Source organism: Azospirillum sp. B506 (assembly GCF_000333595.1).
Taxonomy (GTDB): Bacteria; Pseudomonadota; Alphaproteobacteria; order Azospirillales; family Azospirillaceae; genus Azospirillum.
The window spans coordinates 1-15,527 of record NZ_BADK01000326.1 but is presented as its reverse complement, the minus strand read 5'-3'; the positions used below and the strand labels follow the sequence as shown (position 1 = coordinate 15,527).

The 15,527-nt window shown below is 65.9% G+C and carries 14 protein-coding genes and 3 pseudogenes; 13 read left to right on the top strand and 4 right to left on the bottom strand.

Going from position 1 to position 15,527, the window contains the following annotated elements; genetic code table 11:
• Nucleotides 1–20: 20 nt before the first annotated feature.
• The 4 genes and pseudogenes from I71_RS35785 to I71_RS10045 form a co-directional block, all read left to right on the top strand.
• Nucleotides 21–164: pseudogene (locus I71_RS35785) on the top strand (CheR family methyltransferase); the annotation flags it as partial.
• A gap of 3 nt (nt 165–167) precedes the next feature.
• Nucleotides 168–1,265, top strand: coding sequence for a chemotaxis response regulator protein-glutamate methylesterase (locus I71_RS10055; protein ID WP_042694467.1), 1,098 nt, complete (start codon nt 168–170; stop codon nt 1,263–1,265).
• 55 nt (nt 1,266–1,320) lie between these two features.
• The gene (locus I71_RS10050; RefSeq protein WP_148294205.1) at nt 1,321–2,295 is read left to right on the top strand and encodes a hypothetical protein; all 975 of its coding nucleotides are present in this window, start codon (nt 1,321–1,323) and stop codon (nt 2,293–2,295) included.
• Nucleotides 2,283–3,152 carry a methyl-accepting chemotaxis protein gene (locus tag I71_RS10045; RefSeq protein ID WP_042694464.1) on the top strand — a complete coding sequence of 290 codons (870 nt, stop codon included), beginning with the start codon at nt 2,283–2,285 and terminating at the stop codon, nt 3,150–3,152. The genes I71_RS10050 and I71_RS10045 overlap by 13 nt, the downstream gene beginning before the upstream one ends.
• A 57-nt stretch (nt 3,153–3,209) precedes the next feature.
• On the opposite strand, the gene I71_RS10040 is transcribed toward I71_RS10045, so the two are convergent.
• A complete protein-coding gene (locus I71_RS10040) occupies nt 3,210–3,914 on the bottom strand; it encodes a GntR family transcriptional regulator (RefSeq protein ID WP_042694462.1) in 705 nt (234 codons plus the stop codon).
• Nucleotides 3,915–4,201: 287 nt separating this feature from the next.
• Here I71_RS10040 and speB point away from each other — a divergent pair, with 287 nt between their 5' ends.
• From speB to I71_RS10005, 9 genes and pseudogenes are all read left to right on the top strand, one after another.
• On the top strand, nt 4,202–5,248 hold the full coding sequence (gene speB / locus I71_RS10035; protein ID WP_042694461.1) for an agmatinase: 1,047 nt from the start codon (nt 4,202–4,204) through the stop codon (nt 5,246–5,248).
• 75 nt (nt 5,249–5,323) lie between these two features.
• Nucleotides 5,324–6,172, top strand: coding sequence for a transporter substrate-binding domain-containing protein (locus I71_RS10030; protein ID WP_199902153.1), 849 nt, complete (start codon nt 5,324–5,326; stop codon nt 6,170–6,172).
• A gap of 112 nt (nt 6,173–6,284) precedes the next feature.
• Nucleotides 6,285–6,992 carry an ABC transporter permease gene (locus I71_RS10025; protein WP_042694458.1) on the top strand — a complete coding sequence of 236 codons (708 nt, stop codon included), beginning with the start codon at nt 6,285–6,287 and terminating at the stop codon, nt 6,990–6,992.
• Nucleotides 6,989–7,723, top strand: coding sequence for an ABC transporter permease subunit (locus I71_RS10020; protein WP_049976024.1), 735 nt, complete (start codon nt 6,989–6,991; stop codon nt 7,721–7,723). Before I71_RS10025 ends, I71_RS10020 begins: the two co-directional genes overlap by 4 nt.
• A complete protein-coding gene (locus I71_RS41005; RefSeq protein ID WP_375731187.1) occupies nt 7,720–7,932 on the top strand; it encodes a hypothetical protein in 213 nt (70 codons plus the stop codon). The genes I71_RS10020 and I71_RS41005 overlap by 4 nt, the downstream gene beginning before the upstream one ends.
• Nucleotides 7,884–8,186 (top strand): annotated as a pseudogene (locus tag I71_RS41000) (ATP-binding cassette domain-containing protein); the annotation flags it as partial. The gene I71_RS41005 and the pseudogene I71_RS41000, both read left to right, overlap by 49 nt.
• Entirely contained in the window at nt 8,095–8,547 is a 453-nt protein-coding gene (locus tag I71_RS40995) for an ATP-binding cassette domain-containing protein (protein ID WP_375731186.1), read from the top strand. The pseudogene I71_RS41000 and the gene I71_RS40995, both read left to right, overlap by 92 nt.
• Before the next feature lie 103 nt (nt 8,548–8,650).
• Entirely contained in the window at nt 8,651–10,054 is a 1,404-nt protein-coding gene (locus I71_RS10010; protein ID WP_042694454.1) for an aspartate aminotransferase family protein, read from the top strand.
• Nucleotides 10,055–10,100: 46 nt separating this feature from the next.
• Entirely contained in the window at nt 10,101–11,696 is a 1,596-nt protein-coding gene (locus tag I71_RS10005; RefSeq protein WP_042694452.1) for a gamma-glutamyltransferase family protein, read from the top strand.
• Nucleotides 11,697–11,736: 40 nt separating this feature from the next.
• Here I71_RS10005 and I71_RS10000 read toward each other — a convergent pair whose 3' ends face one another.
• The 3 genes and pseudogenes from I71_RS10000 to I71_RS09990 form a co-directional block, all read right to left on the bottom strand.
• On the bottom strand, nt 11,737–12,555 hold the full coding sequence (locus I71_RS10000; protein WP_159107368.1) for a response regulator transcription factor: 819 nt from the start codon (nt 12,553–12,555) through the stop codon (nt 11,737–11,739).
• Nucleotides 12,556–13,355: 800 nt separating this feature from the next.
• Entirely contained in the window at nt 13,356–14,609 is a 1,254-nt protein-coding gene (locus I71_RS09995) for a GNAT family N-acetyltransferase (RefSeq protein WP_148294204.1), read from the bottom strand.
• Nucleotides 14,578–15,527 (bottom strand): annotated as a pseudogene (locus I71_RS09990) (UDP-glucuronic acid decarboxylase family protein); the annotation flags it as partial. The pseudogene I71_RS09990 and the gene I71_RS09995, both read right to left, overlap by 32 nt.

The following is a 15,527-nucleotide window of genomic DNA, read 5'->3' as shown; positions in this document are numbered from 1 at the left end:
CATATTGATCGTATTTCCACGAGACGACCCATAAAAGGGTGCTGGAGAAGCTGTGCGGCCATTTGCGCCCCGGTGGCATCCTGTTCATCGGCCACAGCGAGACCATCACCAGCATGGACCTGCCGCTGAAGCAGGCCGGATCCGCAATCTTCATCCGGAGCTGAGCGATGAGCCAGAAGATCCGCGTGCTGATCGTCGACGACTCCGCGACCGTCCGCCGGACCCTGACCGACATCCTGTCGTCCGATCCGGACATCGAGGTCATGGGGGCGGCGGCCGATCCCTATGCCGCCGTCCGCCGGATCGCGGAGGAGGCGCCGGACGTCATCACCCTGGATGTCGAGATGCCGCGCATGGACGGCATCACCTTCCTGCGCAAGCTGATGAGCCAGCATCCCATTCCGGTGGTGATGTGCTCCTCGCTGGTGGAGGACGGCAGCGAGACCCTGATGCAGGCGCTGGAAGCCGGGGCCGCCGAGGTCATCCTCAAGCCGCGCATCGACACCCGCCAGTGCCTGCTCGACGCCCAGGTCCGCATCTGCGACACGGTCAAGGCGGCGGCCCGCGCCCGCATCCGCCAGCGCCCTCATGCCGCTGCCGCCGAGCCGGCGGCCGGACGCCCACGGACGCCGGAGCCGAAGCTGAGCGCCGACGTGATGATGCCGGCGCCCGGCAAGGGGGCGATGGCGCGCACGACCGAGCGCATCGTCTGCATCGGCGCCTCGACCGGCGGCACCGAGGCCCTGCGCGAGGTGCTGGAGGCGCTGCCCGCCGACTGCCCCGGCATCGTCGTCGTCCAGCATATGCCGGAGAGCTTCACCGCCGCCTTCGCCCGTCGCCTCGACAGCCTGTGCGAGGTCACGGTGCGCGAGGCGCGCGACGGCGACACGGTGCTGCGCGGACAGGTGCTGATCGCTCCGGGCAACCGCCATATGCTGCTGCAACGCAGCGGCGCCCGCTATCTGGTGGCGGTGAAGGACGGCCCGCTGGTCTCGCGCCACCGGCCGTCGGTCGATGTGCTGTTCCGCTCGTCCGCGCACTGCGCCGGGGCCAATGCCGTCGGCGTCATCATGACCGGCATGGGGGATGACGGCGCCACCGGGATGCGCGAGATGCACGAGGCCGGCGCCTTCACGCTGGCCCAGGACGAAGAGAGCTGCGTCGTCTTCGGAATGCCGAAGGAGGCGATTGTCCGGGGCGGGGTCGACAAGGTGGTCGGCCTCTCGTCGATTGCGCGTGAAATCCTGCGCCACGACCGGTCGTGAAACCGCTCGCCCTCTTCCGTCTCCACTGATTGCACGATTGCAAAAGGGCTTCGGCATGGACAGCATCCTTGACACGTCCGCCTTCGGGGACACTCCCCGCGCCGGCGACGCGGCCCTGCCGTCCGGCCCGGACGCTGGACTGCTACAGTCGTTGAAAAGCGACCTGCGCGACGCATCGGCACCGATCGAGGCGGCGTTCCTGGCGGTCGGCGAGACCCTGTCGCGGACTCTGGACCGCATGGCGGCCATCGGCGAGCGGTTCCGCGCGCTGTCCGTGCTGATCGACAATGAGGACGGTGTCGATGCCTGCGGCCGGTTGGGACGGGTCCGCGAGGTGACCGACGGGCTGGCGGCCAATCTCAGCCAGACGCTGGGCGATCTGACCGGCCTGGACGGGGCGGGTACCGACATGGCCGCCCTGCTCGGCACGCTGTCCGGCATCATCGGCGAGATCACCGCCCTGGCGATCAACGCAAAGGTCCAATCGGTCCAGATCCGGTCCGGCAGCGATGATTTCAGTGTCTTCAACCGCGAGATCGACCGGCTTCACCGGCTGGCGGAGCAGGCGACGACACAGGCGGTCGGACATCTTGCGGCTCTGCAGGTCGCCATCTCGGCGGCCAGGGACGGGGCCGCCGATTCCAGCGCGACAACCGCACCCGCCTGGACGATGTCGGGCGCCGGCTGCAGGCCAGCCTGGACAGGCTGGCGGCCTGCCGCAACACCGCGCAGCAGGCTGCACACCGCTTTGCCGGCCGTGTCGGCGAGGTCGGCCAGCGGATCGCGCGCTGCATCAGCGATCTCCAGGTCGGCGACCTCACCTGCCAGCGCCTGTCCCACATCGATGCGGCACTGGATGTGCTCGGGCTGCTGGCGGAGCGGCCCCAGGCAGCCTTGCCGCAGCATCTGCGATGGCTTGCGGAGTTGGACGACCGTCACCGGGCGGATCTGTCGGCGGCCGTCTGTGCCCTGCAAATCCGCCAATATGCGGATGCGAACAGCGACTTCGGCAGCCAGATGGCGTCCCTGAAGGAGACTCTGGAGGCGCTTGTCCGGGATGCCGACGCCATCGCACGCGAAGCGATGGGGCTGTTCGGTTCGGGCAATGCCGGCTTCGAGGCAGGGTCCAATCCGGCCAAGGGGGAAGGCGGTTCCATCCTGGCGATCGTTGCGACCGAGGTCGACCGCGCCCTGGAGCTGCTGCAGCACTATTGCCGGTCAGACGAGCGTCTCAGGGAACGGGTTGTCGAGGTTTCGCACGGCTTCGATGCCATGGGCCGGGATGTCCTCGCCATTCGATCCATCGATACCGACATGCGGCTGATGGGGCTGAACACGACGCTGAAATGCGCGCGGCTTGGGTCGGAGGGACGCGGGCTGGGCGTGGTGGCGCAGGAGTTGCGTGCGTGCAGCCGGCGGACCGAGGATGTGTCGAAGGCGATCGCCGAGGCCATCCAGGCGGCGACCCGGGGAGCGAGCGCCCTGGACCTCAGGTCGGGCAGGGATCATCGGGCGGCCAGGGAACTGGCGGACGAAATGTCGGGTTCGATGGAGTGCCTGAAGCGGTTGCATGCCGATCAGATGCGCTCGCTGTCGGCTTTGACCGGGGACTGTCTGGAGGTGTCCAGGCTTCTGACCGGAACCATCGACCGGCTTGGTATCGAGCAACGGCTGGCGGCCGCCAGCCTGCGCTTTGCGCACCGGATGGAGGCGGCGTCACGGTCGGGCGACATCCATGCCCCCGGGATCGCCGAAGACCTGCATCGCCTGTTCGCCACCCTCTACACGGCCGACCTGGAGCGCAACACCCACGCGCAGCTCTTCGGCAGCGCGTGCGTCCAGCAGAGCGGGGAACAGCGGGACAGCATCGACGATTTCTTCTTCTGAGCTGCAGGATGGATCCTGCTCGTGGCGCTTTTGGAGTGCGGCCGGTCTTCGTGCCGTCTAGAGGATGCCGCTGGCGCGGCGCAGATCGAGCAGTTCCTGCACCTTCGCCATATTTTCCAGGCTTTGCTGCACATGCAGTCTTGCCGCATGACCGGCGGCGGCCCGATCGCGGGCACGGATGGCGTTGGCGATCGCCTGATGTTCCTCAAGCCCGGAATCCTTGAGGTCGATCCACAAAATCTCCAGCAGCAGCGCCAGCTGGAGCTGTCCGTAGATTTGTTCCGTCACCCGGATCAGGACGTCGTTGCGCGTGATCTCGGCGATCACGATGTGGATGCGCAGCCCAAGCTCAAGGACGCGGGCGGCATCCACGCTGTTGCCGACGATCGACAGGTTCAGGGCCTCCATCTCCTCGACGATGGCACCGATGCGGTCCAAATCCTCGTCCGTCGCGACCTCGCAGGCCAGTTCGGCCGCGCAGACGTCCAGCGCCTGGCGGACGACCAGAAGATTGCGTACCGTCGGCAGATCGACATCCACCACCGTATAGCCGATGTTGCGCTGCCCGACGACCAGCCCTTCCTTTTCCAACTTCATCAAGGCTTCGCGCAGCGGCGTCCGGCTGACCCCCAGCCGTTCGGCAAGCCGGGTCTCCGACAGCCGCTCGGACGGCCGCAGTCGGCCCGACAGGATCATCGACTTCAGCTCTCTGTAAGTCTTCTCGCGAACCGATTGGTCCGCTTCGGTCTTGTCGTAGGCCATGCTCGTCGCACCCGTGGTTTCTCGCGTTCCCGCACCCTTGATAGGGCCTGCCCTCTGTCCAGGCAAGCCAACCGGAAAGGTGCTTGAACTCGGATTCAGGATTGTATACGATTTTGTATCCGACAAGGACGCTTTGCAACAACTCCTTGATTGGCAACAGTTTACAAGAGCCGGCGGCACTGCCGGCCGATTGGGACCGGGGAACGCGCCCAGTGTGCAGGCATCACGGACTTTGACAGGCGACCGCGGGGGCATCGGACCCGGCGGCGGCAACGGAGGAGACGTGCGTGTTCGATCACCGCAAGCTGGAACGGTTGCGGGAGCGTTACGCTCATTCCCGCGGGGATGAGGCGGCGAATCCGGATTTCGCCAGGGTGGCGTCCCTGGTGTTCAGGGACGGTGACGTCCGGCAGGCCCCCTATGCCGGGCTTGCGACCCTGTTGAAGGCGCCGTACCGGCCGGAATCTGCGCCGGATTTCACCGGAATCGACATGGCGCTGTACGGCATTCCGATGGATCTGGGCGTGACCAACCGCTCGGGCGCGCGTTTCGGCCCGCGTGCCGTTCGCGGTGTCGAGCGGGTCGGGCCTTATGAACATGTGCTCGGGCTGGTTCCCTCCGGCGACCATGCGGTGGCGGATGTTGGCGACGTCCCCTTCCGCAGCCGCTTCGATCTTGCCCAGGCCCATGAGGACATCGAGCGGTTCGTCGGCGCGATGGTGGCGGCCGGGACCGTCCCGCTCGGGGTGGGGGGCGATCATTCCGTCACCCTGCCGGTCCTGCGCGCGGTCGGCCGGAGCCGGCCGGTCGGACTGATCCACATCGACGCCCACTGTGACACCGGCGGCTCGTTCGAGGGCTGCAAGTTTCATCACGGCGGTCCATTCCGCCAGGCGGTGCTGGACGGCGTGCTCGATCCGGAACGCACCATCCAGATCGGCATCCGTGGCAATTCCGAATATCTTTGGGACTTCTCCTACGAGTCCGGCATGACGGTGATCCATGCCGAGGAGGTGGAGCTGATGGGCGTGCGTGCGGTGGTCGACCGCATGCGGCAGGTCATCGGCGATGGACCCACCTATGTCAGCTTCGATGTCGACGGTCTCGATCCCGCCTTCGCACCGGGGACCGGAACGCCGGAGGTGGGCGGCCTGACCTCGGCCCAGGCGCTGGCCATCCTGCGCGGAGCGGCCGGCGCCGATATCGTCGGCGGCGACGTGGTCGAGGTGGCTCCGCAATACGACCCCACCAGCAACACGGCGCAGGTCGCCGCCCAGGTGCTTTTCGAGATCCTCAGCCTGACCGCCATCGCGCGGTCCCGCTCCCGGATCTGAGACCATCAAGCGGGCCTGAACCCGCATCGCCAATAACAATGCTGAAAATCGGTCCACTGAACAGGGACAATCACGATGAAGACTCTGATCCTCGCCTCGACGCTGCTGCTCGCCGCCGTTTCGGCCACCCTCACCCCCGCCGCCGCGCAGAGCAAGCCGACGGCGATCACCATTGCCACCGAAGGCGCCTATGAGCCCTGGAACTTCACCACCGCCGGCGGCAAGCTGGACGGGTTGGAGATCGACCTCGCCAACGATCTGTGCGCCAGGATGGCGGTGCGCTGCACCATCGTCGCCCAGGATTGGGACGGCCTGATCCCGGCGCTGAATGCCCGCAAGTTCGATGCGATCATGGCGTCGATGATCGTCACGGAAAAGCGTCTGGCCGTCATCGGCTTCAGCGAGCCTTATGCGCCCACCGCCGCCGCCATCATGGTCGAGAAGGCCAGCCCGCTCGCCAAGCTGCCGGGCACCGGCACCACGGTGGATCTGGGCGGCGATCCCGCCAAGGTCAACGCCGCCCTGGCCCCCATCGCCGCGCAGCTGAAGGGCAAGTCCATCGGCACCCAGACCGCGACCAGCAACACCGCGTTCCTGGAGAAATACCTGAAGGACAGCGTGACGGTCCGGGAATACAAGACGACCGAGCAGCATGACCTCGACTGCAGGGCCGGCCGCATCGATGGCGTGGTCGCCCAGAAAAGCTCGCTGACCGCGTTTCTCAGCAAACCCGACTACCAGGCCTTCACGCTGGCGGGCCCGACCTTCGTCGGCGACGTGTTCGGCAAGGGCATCGCCGTCGGCCTGCGCAAGGACGACACCGTCCTGAAGGAGATGTTCGACAAGGCGATCCTGGCCGCCAAGGCTGACGGCACCATCGACAGGCTGGCGCAGAAGTGGCTGAAGACCAGCCTGACGAACTGAGGCGTCTTTCCTCCTCCGCTCGCAAACCGGCGGGCAGAGGAGGTCCGGCACGGCGCCGTACTCCGGGCGCCGTGCCGCCCCTCCGGGGCTATGCTGGACGGAGCACCATGCGATGCACCTATTCGACCTCTTCCTGGGACCGAACGGCTGGGGCGTGCCCCTGCTGCTCGCCGCCCTGACGACGGTGGCCCTTTCCGTCTCCGGCTTCGCGGCCGGCGCCCTGCTGGGCGCGCTTCTCGCCCATGCCCGCATCGCCGGCGGCTTCATCGCCAGGACGGTGGCGGATGCCGTCACGACGATCCTGCGCGGGGTTCCCGATCTTCTGGTGATCTACCTGTTCTATTTCGGCGGCAGCCAGATCCTGTCCTGGATCGGCAACGCCGCCGGCTATGGCGGCTTCATCGGGTTGCCGGTCTTCCTGACCGGCGTGCTGGCCCTGGGCGTGGTCTCCGCCGCCTATCAGGCGGAGGTCTTCCGCGGCGCCTTCAACGCCATCCCGCGCGGTCAGATCGAATCCGCCCGTGCCGCCGGCATGGGATCGCTGCTGATGTTCCGCCGGGTCCTCGCCCCCCAGGTCATCCGCCATGCCCTGCCCGGTCTGGGCAATGTCTGGCAGCTGATTCTGAAGGACTCCGCCCTGATCTCGGTGATCGGGCTGGTGGAGCTGCTGCGGGCGGCCCAGGTCGGGGCCGGATCGACCCGCGAACCCTTCCTGTTCTATTCGGCGGCGTTGCTGCTCTATCTCGGCATCACCTCGGTGTCTGGGCAGGCCTTCCGCTGGGCGGAGATCCGGTCGCTGCGTCCGTTCCGGAGGGGATGATGGATCTCTCCTTCATGCAGGCGACCCTGTTGACCCTGCTCGGCGGCCTGCCGCTGACGCTCCAACTCACCGCAAGCTCGGTCCTGCTGGGCGGTGCCGGCGCGCTGGCGCTGGCGCTGATGCGGACATCGGGCGTGGCGGTGCTGTCGCTTCCCGCCCGCGCCTATGTCTTCGTCTTCCGCGGCACGCCGCTGCTGATCCAGCTGTTCATGATCTATTACGGGCTGGGGCAGTTCCGGCCGGCCCTGCAGGAGCTTGGGCTGTGGAGCTTCTTCCGCGACCCCTATTCCTGCGCCGTGCTGGCGATGGCGATGAACACCGCGGCCTATGCCAGCGAAATCATCCGCGGCGGCGTCGCCTCGGTACCGCCCGGCGCGCTGGAGGCGGCGTCGGCCTGCGGCATGCGCCCGCTGATGCGGCTGCGCCGGATCGTCCTGCCGCTGGCGATCCGCCAGGCTCTGCCGGCCTACGGCAACGAACTGGTGCTGATGGCGAAGGCGACCTCGCTGGCATCGACCATCACCCTGATGGAGGTGACCGGGCTGGCCGGCAAGATGATCGCGCAGACCTACCGGGCGGTCGAGATCTTCGCCTGCGCCGGGCTCATCTACCTCGCTTTGACCTTCGTCCTGACCCGCGTGGTCCTGCTGCTGGAATGGTGGCTGTCGCCCCGGCGTCCCCGCCTGCAGCCCGCGCGGCCGAGGATCCGCACCACCGGAGAACCCGCATGACGGCGACGCATCCTGTCTCCCCGCCTGCCGTTTCCCTGCCGCAAAGCAAGCCGTCCTGGCCGGTCGAGAAGATCGCCGTCCTCGACCTCCACAAGAGCTTCGGATCCATCGAGGTGTTGAAAGGCATCTCCTTCACCGCCAACCAGGGCGACGTCATTCCATCCTCGGCTCGTCCGGATCGGGGAAATCGACCCTGCTGCGCTGCGTGAATTTTCTCGAAACGCCGGATTCCGGCGACATCATCGTCTGCGGCGAGCATGTGCGGATGCGCCGCCGCCGCGACGGCCGCCCCGTTTCGGACGATCGGGCCCAGCTGACGCGGGTGCGCACCCGCGCCTCGATGGTCTTCCAGAGTTCACCTCTGGCCCCACATGACCATCCTGGAGAACGTCATCGAAGCCCCCGTGCATGTCCAGCGCCGTCCCGGGCGCGAGTGCATCGAGAGGGCGGGAGCCCTGCTCGACAAGTCCGGGCTGCGGCCCAAGCGCCACGACTATCCGGCGGTCCTGTCGGGCGGACAGCAGCAGCGCGCCGCGATCGCCCGCGCGCTGGCCAGCCATCCGGAAGTCCTGCTGTTCGACGAGCCGACCTCCGCCCTCGATCCGGAGCTGGTGGGGGAGGTGCTGAAGGTGATGCGGTCGCTGGCCGAGGAGGGCCGCACCATGCTGGTCGTCACCCATGAGATGGGCTTCGCCCGTCATGTCTCGACCCGCAGCATGTTCCTGCACCAGGGCCGGGTCGAGGAGGAGGGGCCGTCGGCGGAGATGTTCGCCCACCCCCGCACCGAGCGTTTCCGCCAGTTCATCCAGCGGACCCAGTCCTGACTCCGGGACGGGATCGGAACTCGGACCGCCGCGGCCGATGGCTGCGGGCAATTTTGGATAGCAACCGAACCACAGACCGGCACGGCCGGCAGGAGAGACTGACATGACGATGATCGGCGGCAACGGCCGGCGGGCGAATTCGCTGGAGGCGCGTGATGTCGCGACCATCCTGCACCCCTACACCAACCCGGTTATCCATGAGGCCGAGGGGCCGCTGGTGCTGGCGCGCGGCGACGGCATCCATGTGATCGACAGCGACGGCAACCGCTATGTCGAGGCGCTGAGCGGCCTGTTCTGCGCCTCTCTCGGCTTCAGCGAAGGCCGGCTGGTCGAGGCGGCGCACCGCCAGATGCAGGCGCTGCCCTTCTACCACAGCTTCGGCGGCCGGTCCCACGAGCCGGGCATCGAGCTGGCGGAGCGGCTGATCGCGATGGCGCCGGTGCCGATGTCCAAGGTGTTCTTCGCCAATTCCGGCTCGGAGGCCAACGACACCGCGATCAAGCTGGTCTGGTACTATCACAACGCCATCGGCAAGCCGCAGAAGAAGAAGATCATCTCGCGCCAGCGCGCCTATCACGGGGTGACGGTGGCGTCGGCCAGCCTGACCGGGCTGCCCTACGCCCACAAGGCCTTCGACCTGCCGCTGCCCGGCATCCTGCACACCGACTGTCCGAGCATCTACCACCATGGCCTGCCCGGCGAGACGGAGGAGGCGTTTGCCACCCGCTGCGCCGACTCCCTGGAGGCGCTGATCCTGCGTGAAGGACCGGACACCATCGGTGCCTTCTTCGCCGAACCACTGCTGGCGTCGGGCGGCTGTATCGTGCCGCCCGCGACCTATTACGAGAAGATCCAGGCGGTCCTGCGGAAATACGACATCCTGCTGATCGCCGACGAGGTGATCTGCGGCTTCGGCCGTCTCGGCACCATGTTCGGCACCGAGGCCTTCGGCCTCAAGCCCGACATGATGTCGATGGCCAAGCAGCTCTCCGCCGGCTACCAGCCGATCTCCGCCCTGATGGTGAACGAAAAGATCTACGGCGCCATCCGCGAACAGGGTGGGGCCATCGGCACCTTCGGCCACGGCTTCACCTACAGCGGGCATCCGGTCGCCACCGCCGTCGCGCTGGAAACCCTGAAGATCTACGAGGAACGCGACATCCTCGGCCATGTGCGGGAGGTGACGCCGGTCCTGCAGGCCGCCCTGGACGGGCTGGCCGGTCATCCGCTGGTCGGTGACAAGCGCGGCATGGGGCTGATCGGCGCCTTGGAGGTCACCAGCGACAAGGCGACGAAGACGCCCTTCGACCCGGCGCTCGGGGTGGCTGCCCAGGTGGGGAAATTCGCCCTTGCCCGCGGCGTCATCACCCGGGCGATGGGCGACATGGTGCATCTCTGCCCGCCGCTGATCATCACCGCCGACGAGATCCGCGATGTGGTTGCGAAGATCGGCGGCGCGTTGGACGATACGCTGGCCTGGCTGGAACGGGGACGGCCCGGACGCTGACGCCTTTCCACAGCAAGACGAACTGAAGAGAGCGAACAGGCAGAGCATGCGCAATTTCGAAGAACCGGGCCGCTCCCTGGCCATGGGCCGCAACGGGATGGCCGCCACCTCCCACCCGGCCGCCACCGTGACGGCGGTCGAGATCCTCAAGGACGGCGGCACCGCGATGGACGCCGCCGTGGCGGCCTGTGCGGTCCAGAGCGTGGTCGAGGCGGGATCCACCGGCATCGGCGGCGACTGCTTCGCCCTGATCGCTCCCAGGGGCGGGTCGGACATCCTCGCCTACAACGGGTCGGGCCGTACGCCGGCCGCGATGACGCTGGAGCACCTGCGCGCGGCCGGCGTCAGCGAGATCGGGCGGCAGTCCCCCCATGCGGTCACGGTGCCGGGAGCGGTCGAGGCCTGGGCGCGGCTGGTCGCCGACCATGGCCGCCTGCCGCTGGCCGAGGTCTTCGCTCCGGCAATCGCCATGGCGCGCGAGGGCTATGTCATCACGCCACGGGTGTCGCATGACATCGAGCAACAGACAGCCCTGCTCCGCAACGACCCGACCGCCGCCGCCACCTTCCTGACGGATGGGAAAGCCCCGTCGGCCGGCAGCGTCCAGACCCAGCCGCTGCTGGCCGACACGCTGGAGGCCATCGGGCGCGAGGGACCGGACGCCTTCTACCGGGGTACCGTCGCCGAGGACATGGTGGAGTTCCTGCGCGCGGCCGGCGGCTTCCACAGCCTGGAGGATTTCGCCGCCGCCCGGGGCGAATATGTGACGCCGATCCGGACCGAGTATCGCGGCCGCACCATCCATGAATGCCCGCCGAACGGCCAGGGCATCATCTCCCTGATGATCCTGAACATCCTCAAGCGCTTCCCGCCGGCCGCCGATCCGCTGAGCCCCGACAGCCTGCATGTCGAGATCGAGGCGACGCGGCTCGCCTATGCCGCGCGCGATGCCTTCCTGGCCGATCCGGCGCACGCGAAAACCTCCATCGTGGAGCATCTGCTGTCCGATGCGCTGGCGGACGAGCTGGCCGCGCGGATCGACCTCGGCCATGCGCTGGACACCGGCGGGGTTTTCGACGGCGTCGAGCACAGGGATACGGTCTATATCGCCGTGGTCGACAAGGACCGCACCGCCGTCAGCTTCATCAACTCGATCTTCCATCCCTATGGCGCCGGGCTGATGGCACCGCGGTCCGGCGTCCTGTTCCACAACCGCGGCCAGAGCTTCTCCCTGGTCGACGGGCATCCCAACATGGTGGCGCCGCGCAAGCGGCCGATGCACACCATCATTCCGGGGATGGTCACGGAAAACGGCCGGGTCAGCCTGGCCTTCGGCGTCATGGGCGGGCATTACCAGGCGATGGGCCACGCCCATTTCCTGTCCAAGCTGTTCGATCACGGGCTGGACATCCAAAGCGCCATCGACCTGCCGCGCCTGTTTCCGCTTCCCGGCACCCTGACCGTCGAGGCGGAGTCCGCGATCAGGCGGACGGTCGGCCCGGAACTGACCCGCCGGGGCTTCACCGTGAAGGCGCCCAACTGGGCCATCGGCGGTGCCCAGGCCATCGGCATCGACTGGGAGCACGGCACTCTTCTGGGCGGCTCGGATCACCGGAAGGACGGGTGCGCGCTCGGCTATTGAGCATGGACGGCGCCGGTTCCGGCCGGCGTTCCTGCGGTCGTCACGACCTTTTGGATGCCAGGAATGCCGCTTGTGTCCGGTTGTTGGCGCCCAACTTCTTCATGATGTTGCCGACATGCGCCTTGACCGTGCTCTCCCGCATGTTGAGTTCGCGGGCGATCAGCTTGTTCGCCTTGCCTTCCCGCAGGCTTCCGAGCACCGTTTGTTCGCGGGGGGTGAGGTGGACGGCCGGACTGTCGACGCCGTTCCGTGGAAAGGATGCGTCCGACTTGCTTCTGGCCGTCGGGAGGTCGGAGGGTGTTTGTCCGCGCATCAGGCTGTTCAGGGCGGAGCCGGGCAGAAACAGGCCGCCGGCCGCGACCAGGCGGATGGCATCCATTGCCAGCCCGAACCCCAGACTGGTTGTGACATAGCCCCGGATTCCCAGTTGGAAACCCTGCAGAATGACGTCCAATCTGTCCTGGTCCGAAATGACCAGCAGCGGAACCCTTCCCAGCATCTCAAGCAGAGAGCAGACGAGGTCGAGGCCTGCCGGCTGATCGAGACCGATGTGGCAGAGGTTGCAGATCGCGACGTCGATGTGCTCCCCCCGCTGCAACAACAGGCCGGCATCCTGCGGTGACCCGGCGCTCAGAATCTCTGTCGAAGGATCCATGGAGTGAAGTCCTATCGACAGGCACTCCCGCGTCAGCGGCGTTCTGTCCAGAAGCAGAATGCGTGTAGAGTGGGGTATTCTCTCCAATAGTTTCTGGGCGACGACTTGATCAAAATCATTAGATGATTTGCTGGATTTCGGCCGTTCGATGGGTGTGATGCCAATGTCGTCACCCGATGGCGGGAAATCATCTTTAGGGCACATCGCAATCCTCCACCTTCTGACCGGCTTCATTTGTTTTGGCTATTTCTTCGGCCAATCCAAAGCGCTTACATTTGGTATGACGGCATGCCAGAAGCGCCGATTCCAACGGCCTCCATGCTCAGTGCGGCGTTGAAGCTGTCGGGAATCCCGATCCCCTCTTTAAACCTACCGACAGAATAATTCGATATTTCAAAGTCGGCAATGAATAGCATGAAAAACAGATAAAATCGAATGATATTTATGGAATTATCATGTTTGTGTTTGAATCTGGCGCGATAATGCCAGCAGGTGTATTTGTCTATTAAATAGTGTATATTGCAATACCGATTGGTGAGTCCATATGTAGTCAGCAGTTTCGGCATAGTCTGGAGTGATCGATAGGTGTAGCCCTTCTTTTAATGGAATGGTGTACGGGTCCTGGTGAATTTTGCGGTGTCTGACAAAATTGGTATTGAAAATTTGGATCTGAGACGTGCGGTGCAAATCCAACGTTCTGTAAGAATACTTAATGTAATGAGACTATATTATCTTCCTCTGCCGACCGCGCGGTATCGGGGGTGGGGAAGGTGCGATCCGGTTCGGCAGCAATGCCCTGGCCGGTTGGAACCGGGGAGGCAACCATCCGGCGATCCTGCAGGATGGCGGTGGACTGGCGGTAGGGGCGGCCGCAGGCTTGATCGGAGAAGGGCGCCGCGGTCTCTTTCGGCGGCATCAGGTGGGCTAATCCGGACGGTCTCTCACGCGATATGCTTCTGTTGGCCAGCCGCTTGACGGCGGCGCAGCGCCCGTACCGTTGCCGCTCAGGCCTGAAGGCCGGTAGGCTCAAGCGCAGGTTGCGGTGAATCGACCCAATGCTGGCGGCGGATCGCGAGTGGATCGAGGCTGATGTCGCTGTCTGCCATGGTGATGAACCAGTTTTCCAGCCCTGCGATGAAGGGGGCCATGGCCGATGCGGCCGGGGCGATGTGCGCGTAGGCCACTGTCGGCCAGAAGGGCGGCTTGGACAGCCGCAGGAAGCCCATGCCGCGCAGCTTGAGGTCTGCCATCGCATTCGCCGTTTTGGCGATGAACGCGATGGCCCCCTCGTCGCGGGCCAACTGCAGGCAGTGTGCGAAAAGCATGGGAATGTCGGATGGGGCGGCGAGATAGTCGATGAGCAGGGCAAAGGGCTCGCCCCGCCACAGATCGATGCGCATCACCGCATAGCCGGTGATCCTGCCGTCTTTTTCCATCTGGTAGCGCTTGTGCCGGTGGCTGTCGGATTCCCGGGCGAACCGCCAGTCGACAGCCGCCAGATCGCGCATGGCGAGGATCGGATAGTGCGGCGAAACGCCCGTCCACAGCGCGTCGAGCCGTCCATCGAACCTGTCCAACCGGGTCAGCACCGTGCCGGACCGGTACAGGCGGGACCGGATCACCGCGTCCAACAGGCACCCGCCCTGCCGCGCGATCCAGCCGGCCGTCTTCTTGAAGGGGACATGAAACGGCAGGAGGGGAAGCAGCCGTTCCGGCCGGATCGGCCAGACATAGTTGGGAACCACCCCGATCGGTGACCAACCCAGCGCGTCATAGGCTTTGCGGGCGGCCTCACTGGCTCCGAGTGCGACCGTGACCGGCTTGGCCGCCGCCTGCGCCGTGATCAGCGCCGGTCCGGCACCGGTCAGGCGGTGCTGCGGCGCGACGAAAAGATCGACCGCCCAGGCGGCGGGAACGACACGGTTGGCCACCTTCAGACCGAACGGGATCGCGGCCTGCTGGCCGACGATCACGCCTTTCCTTTTGTAGATCCACACCTCGGGAGGGCGGTCGGGGGAGGGGCCGTAGCCGCGGTGCAACCAGTCGAAGCCATCGATATCCGCCTGCCGGGAATGTTCGCCGAACACGGATCGGCGGAAGGCGAACAATTCCGGCTGGTCGCTTGGATCATAGCGCGCGACATTGCTCATGATGCTTGCTGCGATCTTCATGACAGCGAAGTCCCCACTGTGTCCCATACTCCCGGACGCGCAGTTGGCGCCGCCTTCACTCCGCCACCAGGGTTTCGGCCTCTTCACCGACGGCGACCGGCCGGGCGATCTGCCGCTCGAAATGGGCGATGGTTCTTTCCAGCCCCGCCCGCAAAGCGACCGTCGGTTCCCATCCGAGCAGTTCCCGCGCTTTGGCGATATCGGGTTGGCGCTGTTTGGGATCGTCCTGCGGCAATGCTTCGTGGACGATCCTTGAGGACGATCCCGTCAGGTCGATCACCTGCCGGGCCAGTTCCAGAATGGTGAATTCATGGGGATTGCCGAGATTCAGCGGGCCGGTCACTTCGTGCGGCGTCTCCATCAGGCGGATGAAGCCCTCGATCAGGTCGCTGACGTAGCAGAAGGAGCGGGTCTGCGATCCGGAGCCATAGATCGTGATCGGCTTTCCCTTCAGCGCCTGGACGATGAAGTTCGACACCACCCGCCCGTCGTTGGGATGCATGCGCGGGCCATAGGTGTTGAAGATGCGGGCCACCTTGATGCCGAGGCCATGTTGCCGGCGGTAGTCGAAGAACAGAGTTTCCGCGCATCTCTTGCCTTCGTCATAGCAGGCGCGGGGGCCGATGGTGTTGACATGTCCCCAATATTCCTCCGGCTGCGGATGGACGAGCGGATCGCCGTAGATCTCGCTGGTCGAGGCCTGGAGGATGCGGGCGCCGACCCGCTTGGCCAGTCCCAGCATGTTGATCGTGCCGAGCACGGAGGTCTTCGTCGTCTGAACCGGATCGTGCTGGTAGTGGATCGGCGATGCGGGGCAGGCCAGATTGAAGATCCGGTCGACCTCGACATACAGCGGAAAGGTGATGTCGTGCCGCAGCAGCTCGAAGGACGGGTTGTCCAGCAGATGCACGACGTTCTGGCGGGCGCCCGTGAAATATTGTCGACGCAAGAACCTCGAAGCCATCGGCGAGAAGCCGCTCGCAGAGATGCGATCCGAGGAATCCG

What these genes read in the sequence shown, in the direction of transcription:
- I71_RS10025 (WP_042694458.1), top strand. Translation starts at nt 6,285, where the DNA reads ATGCACCTATTCGACCTCTTCCTGGGACCGAACGGCTGGGGCGTGCCC.
- I71_RS10020 (WP_049976024.1), top strand. Translation starts at nt 6,989, where the DNA reads ATGATGGATCTCTCCTTCATGCAGGCGACCCTGTTGACCCTGCTCGGC.
- I71_RS10010 (WP_042694454.1), top strand. Translation starts at nt 8,651, where the DNA reads ATGACGATGATCGGCGGCAACGGCCGGCGGGCGAATTCGCTGGAGGCG.
- I71_RS10005 (WP_042694452.1), top strand. Translation starts at nt 10,101, where the DNA reads ATGCGCAATTTCGAAGAACCGGGCCGCTCCCTGGCCATGGGCCGCAAC.
- I71_RS41005 (WP_375731187.1), top strand. Translation starts at nt 7,720, where the DNA reads ATGACGGCGACGCATCCTGTCTCCCCGCCTGCCGTTTCCCTGCCGCAA.
- I71_RS10050 (WP_148294205.1), top strand. Translation starts at nt 1,321, where the DNA reads ATGGACAGCATCCTTGACACGTCCGCCTTCGGGGACACTCCCCGCGCC.
- I71_RS10045 (WP_042694464.1), top strand. Translation starts at nt 2,283, where the DNA reads ATGGCGTCCCTGAAGGAGACTCTGGAGGCGCTTGTCCGGGATGCCGAC.
- I71_RS10030 (WP_199902153.1), top strand. Translation starts at nt 5,324, where the DNA reads ATGAAGACTCTGATCCTCGCCTCGACGCTGCTGCTCGCCGCCGTTTCG.
- I71_RS10055 (WP_042694467.1), top strand. Translation starts at nt 168, where the DNA reads ATGAGCCAGAAGATCCGCGTGCTGATCGTCGACGACTCCGCGACCGTC.
- I71_RS10040 (WP_042694462.1), bottom strand. Translation starts at nt 3,914, where the DNA reads ATGGCCTACGACAAGACCGAAGCGGACCAATCGGTTCGCGAGAAGACT.
- I71_RS40995 (WP_375731186.1), top strand. Translation starts at nt 8,095, where the DNA reads ATGACCATCCTGGAGAACGTCATCGAAGCCCCCGTGCATGTCCAGCGC.
- I71_RS10000 (WP_159107368.1), bottom strand. Translation starts at nt 12,555, where the DNA reads ATGTGCCCTAAAGATGATTTCCCGCCATCGGGTGACGACATTGGCATC.